The 13,773-nt window shown below is 45.3% G+C and carries 27 protein-coding genes; 3 read left to right on the top strand and 24 right to left on the bottom strand.

Annotated elements, in window-relative coordinates; genetic code table 11:
* The first annotated feature begins 56 nt into the window (after positions 1 to 56).
* Positions 57 to 518, top strand: coding sequence for a GNAT family N-acetyltransferase (locus L3V37_RS09680; protein WP_017820295.1), 462 nt, complete (start codon positions 57 to 59; stop codon positions 516 to 518).
* A 91-nt stretch (positions 519 to 609) separates the two neighbouring features.
* Here the strand turns inward: L3V37_RS09680 and L3V37_RS09675 are convergent, their stop codons facing one another.
* On the bottom strand, positions 610 to 1,206 hold the full coding sequence (locus L3V37_RS09675; RefSeq protein WP_237306231.1) for a LysM-like peptidoglycan-binding domain-containing protein: 597 nt from the start codon (positions 1,204 to 1,206) through the stop codon (positions 610 to 612).
* Between the two features lie 232 nt (positions 1,207 to 1,438).
* Here L3V37_RS09675 and L3V37_RS09670 point away from each other — a divergent pair, with 232 nt between their 5' ends.
* Positions 1,439 to 2,059 (top strand): FKBP-type peptidyl-prolyl cis-trans isomerase, encoded by a 621-nt coding sequence (locus L3V37_RS09670; protein WP_005383137.1) that lies wholly within the window; start codon positions 1,439 to 1,441, stop codon positions 2,057 to 2,059.
* Positions 2,060 to 2,213: 154 nt separating this feature from the next.
* Positions 2,214 to 2,693: a DUF2780 domain-containing protein gene (locus tag L3V37_RS09665; RefSeq protein WP_017820297.1), complete on the top strand. Its 480-nt coding sequence runs from the start codon at positions 2,214 to 2,216 to the stop codon at positions 2,691 to 2,693.
* A gap of 135 nt (positions 2,694 to 2,828) precedes the next feature.
* Here L3V37_RS09665 and rplQ read toward each other — a convergent pair whose 3' ends face one another.
* The 23 genes from rplQ to rpsS all read right to left on the bottom strand — a co-directional run bounded on the left by rplQ (position 2,829) and on the right by rpsS (position 13,752).
* Positions 2,829 to 3,209 (bottom strand): 50S ribosomal protein L17, encoded by a 381-nt coding sequence (gene rplQ / locus L3V37_RS09660; RefSeq protein WP_005383141.1) that lies wholly within the window; start codon positions 3,207 to 3,209, stop codon positions 2,829 to 2,831.
* A gap of 26 nt (positions 3,210 to 3,235) precedes the next feature.
* Positions 3,236 to 4,228, bottom strand: a complete 993-nt coding sequence (gene rpoA / locus L3V37_RS09655; RefSeq protein WP_005383143.1) for a DNA-directed RNA polymerase subunit alpha — start codon at positions 4,226 to 4,228, stop codon at positions 3,236 to 3,238.
* Positions 4,229 to 4,252: 24 nt separating this feature from the next.
* Positions 4,253 to 4,873 (bottom strand): 30S ribosomal protein S4, encoded by a 621-nt coding sequence (gene rpsD / locus L3V37_RS09650; RefSeq protein WP_005383146.1) that lies wholly within the window; start codon positions 4,871 to 4,873, stop codon positions 4,253 to 4,255.
* Between the two features lie 27 nt (positions 4,874 to 4,900).
* Positions 4,901 to 5,290 carry a 30S ribosomal protein S11 gene (gene rpsK / locus L3V37_RS09645; RefSeq protein ID WP_001118870.1) on the bottom strand — a complete coding sequence of 130 codons (390 nt, stop codon included), beginning with the start codon at positions 5,288 to 5,290 and terminating at the stop codon, positions 4,901 to 4,903.
* A gap of 18 nt (positions 5,291 to 5,308) precedes the next feature.
* Positions 5,309 to 5,665: a 30S ribosomal protein S13 gene (gene rpsM, locus L3V37_RS09640; protein WP_005383154.1), complete on the bottom strand. Its 357-nt coding sequence runs from the start codon at positions 5,663 to 5,665 to the stop codon at positions 5,309 to 5,311.
* Between the two features lie 149 nt (positions 5,666 to 5,814).
* Positions 5,815 to 5,928 carry a 50S ribosomal protein L36 gene (gene rpmJ / locus L3V37_RS09635; protein ID WP_000868186.1) on the bottom strand — a complete coding sequence of 38 codons (114 nt, stop codon included), beginning with the start codon at positions 5,926 to 5,928 and terminating at the stop codon, positions 5,815 to 5,817.
* Positions 5,929 to 5,966: 38 nt separating this feature from the next.
* Entirely contained in the window at positions 5,967 to 7,301 is a 1,335-nt protein-coding gene (gene secY / locus L3V37_RS09630) for a preprotein translocase subunit SecY (protein ID WP_005379562.1), read from the bottom strand.
* Positions 7,302 to 7,321: 20 nt separating this feature from the next.
* Complete coding sequence (gene rplO / locus L3V37_RS09625; RefSeq protein WP_005383155.1) at positions 7,322 to 7,756, bottom strand: 50S ribosomal protein L15; 435 nt, start codon at positions 7,754 to 7,756, stop codon at positions 7,322 to 7,324.
* Positions 7,757 to 7,761: 5 nt separating this feature from the next.
* Positions 7,762 to 7,938: a 50S ribosomal protein L30 gene (gene rpmD, locus L3V37_RS09620; RefSeq protein ID WP_005379565.1), complete on the bottom strand. Its 177-nt coding sequence runs from the start codon at positions 7,936 to 7,938 to the stop codon at positions 7,762 to 7,764.
* Between the two features lie 7 nt (positions 7,939 to 7,945).
* Positions 7,946 to 8,449 carry a 30S ribosomal protein S5 gene (gene rpsE / locus L3V37_RS09615; RefSeq protein WP_004745894.1) on the bottom strand — a complete coding sequence of 168 codons (504 nt, stop codon included), beginning with the start codon at positions 8,447 to 8,449 and terminating at the stop codon, positions 7,946 to 7,948.
* Positions 8,450 to 8,463: 14 nt separating this feature from the next.
* Complete coding sequence (gene rplR / locus L3V37_RS09610) at positions 8,464 to 8,817, bottom strand: 50S ribosomal protein L18 (protein ID WP_005379568.1); 354 nt, start codon at positions 8,815 to 8,817, stop codon at positions 8,464 to 8,466.
* Positions 8,818 to 8,826: 9 nt separating this feature from the next.
* Positions 8,827 to 9,360, bottom strand: coding sequence for a 50S ribosomal protein L6 (gene rplF / locus L3V37_RS09605; protein ID WP_005379570.1), 534 nt, complete (start codon positions 9,358 to 9,360; stop codon positions 8,827 to 8,829).
* A 13-nt stretch (positions 9,361 to 9,373) separates the two neighbouring features.
* Entirely contained in the window at positions 9,374 to 9,766 is a 393-nt protein-coding gene (gene rpsH, locus L3V37_RS09600) for a 30S ribosomal protein S8 (protein WP_005379572.1), read from the bottom strand.
* 29 nt (positions 9,767 to 9,795) lie between these two features.
* Entirely contained in the window at positions 9,796 to 10,101 is a 306-nt protein-coding gene (rpsN, locus tag L3V37_RS09595) for a 30S ribosomal protein S14 (RefSeq protein WP_004410442.1), read from the bottom strand.
* Positions 10,102 to 10,118: 17 nt separating this feature from the next.
* On the bottom strand, positions 10,119 to 10,658 hold the full coding sequence (gene rplE / locus L3V37_RS09590; protein WP_005379573.1) for a 50S ribosomal protein L5: 540 nt from the start codon (positions 10,656 to 10,658) through the stop codon (positions 10,119 to 10,121).
* 23 nt (positions 10,659 to 10,681) lie between these two features.
* A complete protein-coding gene (rplX, locus tag L3V37_RS09585) occupies positions 10,682 to 10,999 on the bottom strand; it encodes a 50S ribosomal protein L24 (protein ID WP_005379574.1) in 318 nt (105 codons plus the stop codon).
* A 13-nt stretch (positions 11,000 to 11,012) separates the two neighbouring features.
* Positions 11,013 to 11,384: a 50S ribosomal protein L14 gene (rplN, locus tag L3V37_RS09580; RefSeq protein ID WP_004410450.1), complete on the bottom strand. Its 372-nt coding sequence runs from the start codon at positions 11,382 to 11,384 to the stop codon at positions 11,013 to 11,015.
* 162 nt (positions 11,385 to 11,546) lie between these two features.
* Positions 11,547 to 11,801 (bottom strand): 30S ribosomal protein S17, encoded by a 255-nt coding sequence (gene rpsQ / locus L3V37_RS09575; protein ID WP_005379575.1) that lies wholly within the window; start codon positions 11,799 to 11,801, stop codon positions 11,547 to 11,549.
* A complete protein-coding gene (gene rpmC, locus L3V37_RS09570; protein WP_005379576.1) occupies positions 11,801 to 11,992 on the bottom strand; it encodes a 50S ribosomal protein L29 in 192 nt (63 codons plus the stop codon). Before rpmC ends, rpsQ begins: the two co-directional genes overlap by 1 nt.
* A complete protein-coding gene (gene rplP / locus L3V37_RS09565; protein WP_005379577.1) occupies positions 11,992 to 12,402 on the bottom strand; it encodes a 50S ribosomal protein L16 in 411 nt (136 codons plus the stop codon). The genes rpmC and rplP overlap by 1 nt, the downstream gene beginning before the upstream one ends.
* Positions 12,403 to 12,413: 11 nt before the next feature.
* Positions 12,414 to 13,112, bottom strand: a complete 699-nt coding sequence (gene rpsC / locus L3V37_RS09560; RefSeq protein WP_005383161.1) for a 30S ribosomal protein S3 — start codon at positions 13,110 to 13,112, stop codon at positions 12,414 to 12,416.
* A gap of 18 nt (positions 13,113 to 13,130) precedes the next feature.
* The gene (rplV, locus tag L3V37_RS09555) at positions 13,131 to 13,463 is read right to left on the bottom strand and encodes a 50S ribosomal protein L22 (RefSeq protein ID WP_005383164.1); all 333 of its coding nucleotides are present in this window, start codon (positions 13,461 to 13,463) and stop codon (positions 13,131 to 13,133) included.
* 10 nt (positions 13,464 to 13,473) lie between these two features.
* Positions 13,474 to 13,752, bottom strand: coding sequence for a 30S ribosomal protein S19 (rpsS, locus tag L3V37_RS09550; RefSeq protein WP_004394525.1), 279 nt, complete (start codon positions 13,750 to 13,752; stop codon positions 13,474 to 13,476).
* Positions 13,753 to 13,773: the final 21 nt, after the last annotated feature.

Here is a 13,773-nt window from a genome sequence, read left to right as displayed (position 1 = left end):
GTATGAGCTCAAAACAAAGTAAAGTCAGTCACTCTATTCTCATTACGGATAACAACATGCTCACTTGGATTACTTTGCCCTTTGCTCAGCTAACAACCACACAGCTGTATGAAATGATGAAATTGCGTGTGGATGTATTCGTTGTTGAACAAACCTGCCCTTATCCTGAACTGGATGGTAAGGACACACTCGAAGGCGTTTATCATCTAATAGGCTATCACGGTGATGAACTGGTTGCTTGCGCACGATTACTGCCCGCAGGCACCACGTATGACAATGTGAGTATTGGTCGAGTGGTGACAAAGCAGACCGCGCGAGGCGGTGGCTTAGGTCATAAGTTATTGGACAAGGCCTTGGCACAATGCGAAACATTATGGCCAGGACAAACAATAGATATAGGTGCTCAAGAACACCTCATCCAGTTTTATGCTAGTCATGGATTCAAGGTTATCTCAGAGTGCTATCTTGAAGATGGTATCCCTCATGTGGATATGCGGAAAGAATCCGTAGCGCTATAAGCTTCAACTCGATTGGTTACTATGAAAACTAATCGCTATGAAAAACTGACTAAAAAGACGCGATATCTTCGCGTCTTTTCATTTGAAGCGTTTACTTGTTACGTCCAAAGGTCCCATCCGATAAACGGAAAAACATAACGGACCGCCCGCTTTTTTCCAGCTGTAGCATATCTAACTCACCTTCGTCACTAAGCTTAAAGCGAATCAACTGTCCCTGCTTTATTTGGCTTAGCGGCTTATCACTGCCTTCTATTTTGACCAGAGCGCTAAGATCCGCCATAGAGAGCTGATTACTTCTGAAAACCTGCGCTAATGTATCACCATTTTTAACCGTGTACTCTTTCCAGTCTTCAGATTTCGGTCCAGAGTTCTGAGAGGTTCTCTGCTGGCTTAAACTCTGCGCGTTCAGCTCAATCGCTACGCGTTGATGATCGACCTCAGTCTGCTCAACTGGCTGGTCTGTTTTATTCGGCAAAGGAATAACAAGGAGTACCAGAATCAATGGCACCAAGACCATCAAAGCACGCTGATGAAATTTAGGCAGACGCAACCAAAACTGCTTAACAGGCAGTATACGCTCCAACCATTGCTCTTTGTTGAACGGCTGCTTCCAGTCGATAGCAGCGAATTTTTGTTTAACCAATTCGACATAGTCGACTTGCTGCTTTTTCTTTCTGCGACGATTCATTGTAATGAGTCCCTTAATACTTCTACGGCCAGTATAAAAATACCGACGCGGAGAGTATATGTTTTTCACCAAACTAAAATGGAATTGGGATTAAATTAGCAGAAATTTCACTTGGAGTAAGAGATAAGTCACAACCTGGCCGCCTCAATTAAGCATTCAGTCGCAATCATTTAAACCTAAGCTCGAAACTGATATCCTGTTACTTTTATCACTCCTAATAAGAGCGACATTCATGTCTGAAATTAAATTTGAAACTGCAGAACAAAAAGCAAGCTACGGCATTGGTCTGCAAATGGGTCAGCAACTTGCAGGCTCTGGTCTTGAAGGTCTTAGCGTTGATGCTATCGCAGCAGGTATTGCAACAGCACTAACTGGTGACATGCCATCAATCGAAATTGATGAAATCAACAAAGCACTACAAGAACTTCACACTCGTGCAGAAACAGCTCGCCAAGAAGCAGCAAAAATTGCGGCAGCAGAAGGCGAAGCGTTCCTAAAAGACAACGCTCTACGACCTGAAGTTAACGTTCTAGACTCTGGTCTTCAGTACGAAATCATTTCTGAAGGTACTGGTGCAGTTCCTACAGCAGAAAGCTCAGTTCGCGTTCACTACCACGGTGAGCTAACTGACGGTACTGTATTCGATAGCTCTGTATCTCGCGGTCAACCTGCTGAATTCCCTGTTACAGGTGTAATCAAAGGTTGGGTAGAGGCACTACAACTAATGCCTGTTGGCTCTAAGTGGAAGCTATACGTACCACAAGATCTTGCGTACGGTGAGCGTGGCGCTGGTGCGGCTATCCCTCCATTTGCAGCTTTAGTTTTCGAAGTAGAACTATTAGATATTATCTAATTGAAACCATTTTCAATTATGATTAAATAAAACGGCGCACTAGCGCCGTTTTTTTTGTCTAAACTGAATAGACTTTCTCACCTCTGAACCTTTCACTCTGATAGCCTTTAAAAATAAAATCACTTTTAAAAAACGCTCAACCTTTGGAGGTACTATGCGTAAAACACTCCTAACTCTAGCACTCCTATCAATCAACATTGGTAGTGCGCACGCATTCTTAGATTCAGTCACTCAAAAAAGTAAAGAAAGTGGCCTGATGGACATGGTCGGCAGCAGCTTGAACACCGAGTCATCTCCATTAACAGACATGCTAACTAGCCAATTACCAGTATCCACTGAGCAAGCAGCCGGAGGCAGTGGTGCGCTACTCGCTTTGGCTCAAAGCCAGCTTTCGCAAGAAAATAGTAGTGAATTACAGTCTTTGATTCCTGGACTTTCAAACTTGCAAGGAGCACAAAGCTTACTAGGAAATATTGAGAATATCAGTGCAGTAAAAAGTGCATTCGATACGTTAGGTTTAGACCCATCTATGATCAGTCAGTTTGCTCCAGTCATCTTGGATTACTTGAACAAGCAAGGCGCTAGCGAAGGGCTTCTAAGTTCGTTGGGCGGGTTGTGGAATACTAGTAAATAAGCACAAGTGATAATCACTTTTTAAATTGCCAGTCTGCATGGGTTGAAATAAATGCAGGCTGGATATAAAGGTTTACTGAATTACAGATACAAAAAAGCCGAGCTAATGCTCGGCTTTCTCGTTCTTACGAACTGATTACTCAGCAGCTTCTTCAGCAGCTGGGCGATCTACAAGCTCAATGTAAGCCATTGGAGCTTTATCACCAGCACGGAAGCCAGCTTTTAGGATACGAGTGTAACCGCCCTGACGAGCAGCAAAACGTGGACCTAGTTCGTTAAATAGTTTTGCAACTACTTCGTTGTCACGAGTACGTGCAAATGCTAGACGACGGTTAGCAACACTGTCAGTCTTAGCTAGTGTAATCAAAGGCTCAACTACGCGACGTAGCTCTTTTGCTTTTGGCAAAGTAGTCTTGATAACTTCATGACGTACTAGAGAGCTAGCCATGTTGCTGAACATCGCTTTGCGATGTGAGCTGTTGCGGTTGAGTTGACGACCACTCTTACGATGGCGCATGACCTAATCCTTCTAACTAGTATCGATTAATCTTCAGCGATTGATGCAGGTGGCCAGTTTTCTAGGCGCATGCCCAGAGACAGACCACGTGACGCAAGTACGTCTTTAATCTCAGTAAGAGATTTTTTACCAAGGTTAGGCGTTTTAAGTAGCTCAACCTCAGTACGTTGTACTAGATCACCGATGTAGTGAATCGCTTCTGCTTTCAAACAGTTAGCAGAGCGAACTGTTAGTTCAAGATCGTCTACAGGACGCAGTAGGATCGGATCGAATTCTGGCTTCTCTTCCTTCTCCTCAGGAACTCGTACATCACGAAGATCTACGAATGCATCCAATTGTTCAGCTAGGATTGTAGCTGCACGACGGATTGCTTCCTCAGGTTCTAGAGTACCGTTTGTTTCCATATCGATAACAAGCTTGTCTAGATCAGTACGCTGTTCTACACGAGCTGCTTCTACAGCGTAGGCAATTTTGTCTACTGGGCTGTAAGTAGCATCTACTAGTAGGCGACCGATAGGACGCTCGTCTTCTTCGTTATGGATACGCGCAGAAGCTGGAACATAACCACGACCACGTTCAACTTTGATACGCATTGCGATCTCAGCGTTGTCATCCGTTAGGTGACAAATTACGTGTTCAGGGTTAGCGATCTCTACATCACCATCATGGGTGATGTCACCTGCAACCACAGGGCCCGAGCCTGATTTGTTCAAAGTAATGAACACTTCATCTTTGCCTTCGGCAACGCGCACAGCCAAACCTTTAAGGTTTAGAAGAATTTCAAGAATATCTTCTTGAACGCCTTCTTTCGTGCTGTACTCATGAAGTACGCCTTCAATTTCTACTTCTGTTACAGCACAACCTGGCATAGAAGATAGAAGGATGCGGCGAAGTGCATTACCCAGAGTATGACCAAAGCCACGCTCTAATGGCTCAAGAGTTACTTTTGCGTGAGTCGAGCTGATTTGTTCGATGTCAACTAGACGTGGCTTAAGAAATTCTGTTACAGAACCCTGCATTGTGTCCTCTCTTTAGTTTAAACCTTACTTAGAGTAAAGCTCGACGATCAATTGTTCGTTGATGTCAGCTGATAGATCAGAACGCTCAGGCATACGCTTGAATGTACCTTCCATCTTGCCACCATCTACTTCAATCCAAGTTGGTTTTTCACGTTGTTCAGCAACTTCTAGAGCTGCTTTGATACGAGCTTGCTGTTTAGCTTTCTCGCGAATAGAAACAACGTCATTAGCCGCTACTTTGAAAGAAGGAACGTTTACAACTTTACCGTTTACTAGGATAGCTTTGTGGCTAACTAGCTGACGTGCTTCTGCGCGAGTTGCGCCAAAGCCCATGCGGTAAACTACGTTATCAAGACGACCTTCAAGAAGCTGAAGTAGGTTTTCACCAGTGTTGCCTTTTAGGCGAGCAGCTTCTTTGTAGTAGTTACGGAATTGTTTTTCTAGAACGCCGTACATACGACGTACTTTTTGCTTCTCACGAAGCTGAACGCCATACTCAGATAGACGACCGCGACGAGCGCCGTGTACACCTGGTGCGTTATCAATTTTACACTTGGTATCGATCGCGCGAACACCAGACTTAAGGAATAAGTCAGTGCCTTCACGACGGCTAAGCTTCAGCTTAGGACCCAAATATCTTGCCATGATTCTTCTCCAATTGTCCTAGAAACGTTATACGCGACGTTTCTTAGGTGGACGACAACCGTTATGAGGGATTGGTGTAGCATCAACGATGTTTGTGATGCGGAAACCAGCGGCGTTTAGTGCACGAACAGTAGATTCGCGACCTGGACCAGGACCCTTAACCATAACTTCCAAGTTCTTTAGGCCGTATTCTTTAGCCATTTCAGCACAACGCTCAGCAGCAACCTGTGCAGCGAACGGAGTAGACTTACGAGAACCACGGAAACCAGAACCACCTGCAGTAGCCCATGCAAGAGCGTTACCTTGACGGTCAGTAATGGTTACGATTGTGTTATTGAAAGAAGCATGGATGTGCGCAACGCCATCTGCAACTTGCTTGCGTACGCGCTTACGAGCGCGAGTTGGTTGTTTAGCCATTGTACTCTACCTTCCCGATTATTTCTTGATCGGCTTACGCGGACCCTTGCGGGTGCGAGCGTTGGTTTTAGTACGCTGTCCACGTAGTGGTAGACTGCGACGATGACGAAGACCACGGTAACAGCCAAGGTCCATAAGACGCTTGATGTTCATAGATACTTCACGACGTAGATCACCTTCTACAGTGTACTTAGCTACACCATCACGCAGTTGATCGATCTGCTCTTCAGTTAGTTCACTGATCTTAACATTTTCAGCAATACCCACTTCAGCTAGGATAGCTTGAGAGCGAGTTTTACCGATGCCGTAGATCGCTGTTAGAGCGATTACTGCATGTTTCTGATCAGGAATGTTAATGCCTGCTATACGGGCCATTATTCACTCCTAAGTGTTTCTATAAAAGAATTAGCCGCAGCAAAGCCCGTTATGGATACGCTGCGGAATACTACTTCTTTTGCACGCAAAAGGTAGGCCGAGGAATATACTCGACCCAACCTTCATTTTCAAGTAAAAATTTCTGCTAATTAGCCTTGGCGCTGTTTGTGCTTTGGCTCACTGCAAATCACGCGAACGACACCGTTACGCTTGATTACTTTACAGTTACGGCAGATTTTTTTAACGGAAGCACGAACTTTCATTGCTAAACTCCGTAAATGAAACTGAGTCTACCGCCGGATTAACGGCCGTAGCCTTTCAGATTCGCTTTCTTCAACACAGAATCATACTGTTGAGACATCAGATGAGTCTGTACCTGTGCCATAAAGTCCATAATTACAACAACTACGATTAGTAGCGATGTACCGCCGAAGTAGAAACGTACGTTCCACGCGACCATCATGAACTCGGGAATCAGACAGATAAAGGTAATGTACAGTGCACCAGCAAGGGTTAAACGTGTCATTACTTTATCAATGTATTTCGCTGTCTGCTCACCTGGGCGGATACCGGGTACGAATGCACCAGACTTCTTCAAGTTATCTGCTGTTTCACGCGGGTTGAAAACCAACGCCGTGTAGAAGAAACAGAAGAAGATAATTGCTGCTGCATAAAGCATTACATACAACGGTTGACCTGGGCTAAGAGCCAAAGACACGTCAGTTAACCAACCGAACGCGCTGCTCTCACCGTTTTGACCAAACCACTGAGCCAATGTTCCTGGGAACAAGATAATACTTGATGCAAAAATCGCTGGAATTACACCTGCCATGTTAATTTTAAGAGGCAAATGCGAGCTTTGCGCAGCAAATACTTTACGACCTTGTTGACGTTTCGCATAGTTAACGACGATTCGGCGTTGACCACGTTCCATGAAAACAACGAAGTAAATTACTGCAAAAGCTAATACCGCGATTAGCAACAGAAGAAGTACATGCAATTCACCTTGACGCGCTTGCTCGATTGTTTGACCGATTGCAGAAGGCAATCCAGCAACAATACCTGCAAAAATCAGTATCGAAATACCGTTACCAATTCCGCGCTCTGTAATTTGTTCACCTAACCACATCAAGAACATGGTACCGGTTACTAAACTTACGGTAGCAATTAGCGTAAACATGGTTTGGTTGATAACAACCAGATTGTCGACCATGTTTGGTAGGCCAGTTGCAATACCTATAGCTTGGAAGGTTGCAAGTACAAGCGTGCCGTAGCGTGTGTATTGGCTTATCTTACGACGGCCTGCTTCACCCTCTTTTTTGAGTTCAGCTAACGCTGGATGAACTACAGTTAGCAATTGGACAACAATAGATGCCGAAATATACGGCATGATGCCCAATGCTAATATAGATGCACGCTCAAGAGCACCACCGGAGAACATGTTAAACATTTCAACGATGGTACCTTTTTGCTGTTCGAACAAATCGGCAAGTACAGCAGCGTCAATACCAGGAATCGGCACAAAAGAGCCGGCTCGGAATACTAAAAGTGCACCAATTACGAATAACAAGCGCGACTTTAGTTCACTTAAGCCGCTCTGAGCACTACGAAAATCTTGTCCTGGTTTCTTAGCCATCTGTACCTCGTTCCTCGAGATTATTCCTCGATTTTACCGCCTGCAGCTTCGATTGCAGCTTTAGCGCCTTTAGTCACACGTAGACCTTTAACAGTCACTGCTTTGTTGATTTCACCAGAAAGAACAACTTTTACAAATTCGATGTTCTTAGTGATGATGTTAGCAGCTTTAAGACTGTTTAGATCAACTACGTCACCAGAAACTTTCGCTAGCTCAGCTAGACGAACTTCAGCAGACACTAGGCTCTTACGAGAAGTGAAACCGAATTTTGGTAGACGTTGTTTCAGAGGCATCTGACCGCCTTCGAAACCTGGACGAACACTGCCGCCAGAACGTGATTTTTGACCTTTGTGACCACGGCCACCAGTTTTACCTAGGCCTGAACCGATACCACGACCTACTCGCTTCGCAGAAGTTTTCGCGCCAGCAGCCGGTGCTAGAGTATTCAAACGCATTCTGATTACTCCTCAACTTTAACCATGTAGTAAACCTTGTTGATCATACCGCGAATACACGGAGTATCTTCAAGTTCTACTGTGTGGTTGATTTTACGAAGACCTAGACCGCGCAAAGTAGCTTTGTGCTTTGGCAGACGACCAATTGAGCTTTTAGTTTGAGTTACTTTAATAGTTGCCATGGTGTTCTTACTCCGAAATAGATTCAACAGTTAGACCACGTTTAGCAGCAACCATTTCTGGTGACTTCATGCTACCTAGTGCATCGATCGTTGCACGAACGATGTTGATAGGGTTCGTAGAACCGTAAGCTTTAGATAGTACGTTGTGTACACCAGCAACTTCTAGTACTGCACGCATCGCACCACCTGCGATAACACCAGTACCTTCTGCAGCAGGCTGCATGTAAACTTTAGAGCCCGAATGGCGACCTTTCACTGGGTGGTGAAGAGTGCCTTCGTTTAGAGCGATCGTAGTCATGTTACGACGCGCTTTTTCCATTGCTTTTTGAATCGCTGCAGGTACTTCACGAGCTTTGCCGTAACCGAAACCTACACGACCGTTACCGTCACCAACTACTGTTAGTGCAGTGAAGCTCATGATTCGACCACCTTTAACCGTTTTAGAAACACGGTTAACTGCGATTAGCTTTTCTTGCAAATCATTCGCTTGAACTTGTTGTTCTTTAGCCATCTTCCAACCCTACCTTAGAATTTCAGACCAGCTTCGCGAGCAGATTCTGCTAGCGCCGCTACTCGACCGTGGTATTGGAAACCAGAACGATCAAATGCAACTGCAGTTACGCCCTTCTCTAGAGCGCGCTCAGCAATAGCTTTACCCACTGCCTTAGCTGCATCAACGTTACCAGTGTATTTCACTTGCTCACGGATCGCTTTTTCTACAGTAGAAGCTGCTGCGATAACCTCAGAGCCATTAGCCGCGATAACCTGTGCGTACACGTGACGAGGAGTACGGTGTACAACTAGGCGAGTCGCACCCAGTTCTGCAATCTTACGACGTGCACGTGTAGCACGACGGATGCGAGATGCTTTCTTATCCATAGTGTTACCTTACTTCTTCTTAGCTTCTTTAGTACGCACATTTTCATCTGCGTAACGAACACCTTTGCCTTTGTATGGCTCAGGCTCACGGTAAGAACGAATGTCAGCCGCAACTTGACCAACTAGTTGCTTGTCAGCACCAGTGATCACGATTTCAGTTTGGCTTGGACATTCAGCTTTAATACCCGCTGGCAACTCGTGCTCAACTGGGTGTGAGAAGCCTAGTGTTAGACCTACAGCGTTGCCTTTGATAGCAGCACGGTAACCTACACCTTTAAGAGTTAGCTTCTTAGTAAAGCCTTCAGTAACACCAACAACCATGTTGTTAACTAGAGCGCGAGCAGTACCTGCTTGAGCCCATGCGTTAGCAACACCTTCTTTAGGACCGAAAGTCAGGTTATTTTCTTCCTGAGCGATTACAACTGCGTTGTTAAGAACGCGAGTTAGTTCGCCTTTCGCACCTTTTACAGTGATTTCTTGGCCGTTTAGTTTCACCTCTACGCCAGCTGGAATAGCGACAGGTGCTTTTGCAACACGAGACATAGTCTACTCCTTATTAAGCTACGTAAGCGATGATTTCACCACCAAGACCTGCTTTACGTGCAGCGCGGTCTGACATAAGACCCTTGGAAGTAGAAACGATAGCAATACCAAGACCACCCATTACAGAAGGAAGTTCATCTTTCTTCTTGTAAACACGTAGACCTGGACGAGAAACACGTTTAAGTTGCTCGATTACTGGTTTAGCTTGGAAGTACTTAAGTGTAACTTCTAGCTCAGGTTTTGCTTCGCCTTCAACAGCGAAGTCAACGATGTAACCTTCAGCTTTTAGTAGTGCAGCAATTGCAACTTTAAGCTTTGAAGAAGGCATTTTTACAGCAACTTTGTTTGCTGCCTGACCGTTACGAACGCGGGTCAGCATATCCGAAATCGGATCTTGCATGCTCATATGATTTACTCCAAATGATTAAGTGGCAATTACCAGCTAGCCTTACGAAGACCCGGAATCTCGCCTTTCATGCAAGCTTCACGAACCTTAATACGGCTTAGACCGAACTTACGTAGGTAACCGTGTGGACGACCAGTTTGGTTGCAACGGTTGCGCTGACGTGATGCACTTGAATCACGTGGAAGAGATTGCAGTGTAAGAACCGCGTTCCAACGATCTTCTTCAGATGCGTTTACATCGCTGATGATAGCTTTTAGCGCTGCACGCTTTTCAGCGAACTTAGCTACTAGCTTCGCACGTTTTGCTTCACGTGCTTTCATTGAATTTTTAGCCATAACAGTAACCCTTCACCTTACTTACGGAATGGGAAGTTAAAGGCAGCCAGCAGAGCACGGCCTTCCTCATCAGTACCAGCAGACGTCGTAATAGTGATGTCTAGACCGCGTACTCGATCAACTTTATCAAAGTCGATTTCCGGGAAGATGATTTGCTCGCGAACGCCCATGCTGTAGTTACCGCGACCGTCAAAAGACTTAGCGCTAACACCACGGAAGTCACGTACACGTGGAAGAGCGATGTTAATTAAACGCTCAAGAAAATCCCACATACGTTCGCCACGCAAGGTTACTTTACAACCGATAGGGTAGCCTTCACGGATTTTGAAACCTGCAACAGATTTGCGCGCTTTTGTGATAAGTGGCTTTTGACCAGAGATCGTTGCCATATCAGACGCTGCATTTTCTAGCAGTTTCTTATCGTTAATTGCTTCACCAACACCCATGTTTAGGGTGATTTTCTCGATTCTAGGGACTTGCATGACGCTTGTGTAACCGAACTGTTTGGTCAGTTCAGCGACTACAGACGACTTGTAGTAATCATGCAGTTTCGCCATAGTAGAACTCCAAATTACTTCTATTAGTTAGAAACGGTTTCGCCGTTAGACTTGAAGAAACGAACTTTTTTGCCGTCTTCAAAACGGAAACCGATACGGTCAGCTTTACCAGTAGCTGCGTTAAAGATAGCCACGTTAGAAACGTCGATAGCTGCTTCTTGCTCTACGATACCGCCTTGGATACCCATAGCTGGAACAGGTTTCTGATGTTTCTTAACTAGGTTGATACCTTCAACGATAACTTTACCAGTTGCTAGAACCTTAGTTACTTTACCTTTCTTGCCTTTGTCTTTACCAGCAAGAACGATTACTTCGTCATTACGACGGATTTTAGCTGCCATTTCTACGTGCTCCTTACAGAACTTCTGGAGCCAGTGAAACGATCTTCATGAACTTATCGCCACGAAGTTCGCGTGTCACAGGACCAAAGATACGTGTACCGATTGGTTGCTCAGTATTGTCGTTTAGCAATACGCAAGCATTTCGGTCGAAGCGAATGACAGAACCGTCAGGACGACGTACGCCTTTACGGGTGCGCACTACCACCGCCTTCAGAACATCACCTTTTTTAACTTTACCGCGAGGGATTGCTTCCTTCACAGTAACTTTGATGACGTCACCGATATGTGCATAACGGCGGTGAGAGCCACCCAGAACCTTAATACACATTACGCTGCGTGCGCCTGAGTTATCAGCTGCGTCCAGCATACTTTGCATTTGGATCATGTTAGTGCTCCGCTAAATATTAATAACTAGACCCATCACGGGTCGGGCTGCCTCTTTAAAAGGGACGCGAATTGTACCACCCTTTTTTGTGATTGGGTAGTCAAAAAATAAACGGCTCCAAAAATATTTTGGAGCCGCTTTAGTTTCATAGAATTAACGAGATTAAATCTTCGCCTTTTCTAGAACTTTTACCAAAGTCCAAGACTTAGTCTTAGACAGTGGACGACACTCTGCGATTTCAACTGTGTCGCCTAGGCCACACTCGTTGTTCTCGTCATGTGCGTGTACTTTAGTCGTACGTTTTACGTATTTACCGTAGATTGGGTGTTTTACGAAACGTTCGATAGCAACAGTGATAGACTTGTCCATCTTGTCGCTAACAACACGACCTTGTTGAGTACGTTTTACTTCGCTCATTATGCGCCTGCCTTCTCAGTCAAAACAGTTTTCACACGTGCGATATCACGGCGTACAGCTTTCAGAGTATGAGTTTGCTGTAGTTGACCAGTCGCAGCTTGCATGCGCAAGTTGAACTGTTCGCGTAGCAAATTCATTAGCTCAGCGTTAAGCTCTTCAACGCTTTTCTCGCGTAGATCTTGTGCTTTCATCACATCACCTGCTTAGTTACAAATGTAGTTTTGAAAGGCAGTTTACGTGCCGCAAGACGGAACGCTTCACGTGCCAATTCTTCAGGTACACCACCCATTTCGTACATAACCTTACCAGGTTGGATTTGGGCTACCCAGTACTCAACGTTACCTTTACCCTTACCTTGACGAACTTCAAGTGGTTTTTCTGTGATTGGTTTGTCTGGGAACACACGGATCCAGATTTTACCTTGACGCTTAACGTGACGTGTCATTGCACGACGTGCCGCTTCGATTTGACGAGCAGTTAGACGACCACGGCCAACAGCTTTAAGACCGAATTCGCCGAAGCTTACATCAGTACCTTTAGCTAGACCACGGTTACGACCAGTCTGAACCTTACGGAACTTAGTACGTTTAGGTTGTAGCATCTGTCGACTCCTTACTTACGGCCTTTACGCTGCTTCTTAGGCTTGTCGCCTTTAGGCTCTACAGCGTTAGCTGCTGGCATACCACCTAGGATTTCACCTTTGAAGATCCAAGTTTTAATGCCGATCACACCGTATTGAGTGTGAGCCGAAGAAGTTGCGTAATCAATGTCAGCACGTAGAGTGTGTAGAGGCACACGGCCTTCACGGTACCACTCTGAACGTGCGATTTCAGCGCCGCCTAGACGACCGCTTACTTCCACTTTGATACCTTTAGCGCCTAGGCGCATTGCGTTTTGTACTGCGCGCTTCATAGCACGACGGAACATAACACGACGCTCTAGCTGAGACGCGATGCTGTCACCAACAAGTTGCGCATCTAGTTCAGGCTTACGTACTTCAGCGATGTTAATTTGCGCTGGTACACCTGCAATTTTAGCTACAGCTGCGCGTAGCTTCTCAACGTCTTCACCTTTCTTACCGATAACAACGCCTGGACGAGCAGTGTGAATAGTCACACGGATGCTCTTAGCAGGACGCTCGATAACGATACGTGATAGAGACGCTTTTTTCAGTTCACTTGTAAGGAACTGACGTACCTTGAAGTCGCCGTCTAGGTTGTCAGCGAAATCTTTGGTGTTAGCAAACCATGTAGCATTCCAAGGCTTAACGATGCCTAGACGAATACCATTTGGATGTACTTTTTGACCCATTGCTTACTCTCCTAGTCTCTAGCGATCTGCTACAACAACAGTGATGTGGCTTGAACGCTTCAAGATACGATCCGCACGACCTTTAGCACGAGGCATAATACGCTTCATGGTTGGGCCTTCATCTACAAAGATTTTTGCGACATTCAGATCGTCAATATCTGCACCTTCGTTGTGCTCCGCGTTAGCGATAGCAGACTCTAGAACTTTCTTAACTAGTGCAGCAGCTTTTTTGTTGCTGAACGTTAAGATTTCTAGAGCTTGGTCAACAGATTTACCACGGATTAGATCCGCAACTAAGCGAGCTTTCTGAGGCGAAATGCGAGCAAAGTTATGTTTAGCAATTGCTTCCATTATCTACTCCTTAGCGCTTCTTAGCTTTCTTATCCGCAGCGTGACCGCGGTAAGTACGTGTTGGTGCGAATTCACCCAGTTTGTGACCGATCATTTCATCAGTTACAAATACTGGTACGTGCTGACGACCATTATGGACAGCGATGGTCAAACCGATCATCGTAGGGATGATCATTGAACGACGGGACCAAGTCTTAATAGGCTTTTTGTCTCCGCTTTCCACCGCTTTCTCTACCTTCTTCAGCAAGTGTAGGTCAATAAAAGGACCTTTCTTGAGAGAACGTGGCATGGCGATTCCTCTTTATATAGA

The organism is Vibrio sp. D54 (genome assembly GCF_021728075.1).
Taxonomy (GTDB): Bacteria; Pseudomonadota; Gammaproteobacteria; order Enterobacterales; family Vibrionaceae; genus Vibrio; species Vibrio alginolyticus.
The sequence above is the reverse complement of the archived record's forward strand: the minus strand, read 5'-3'. Positions and strand labels throughout refer to the sequence as shown.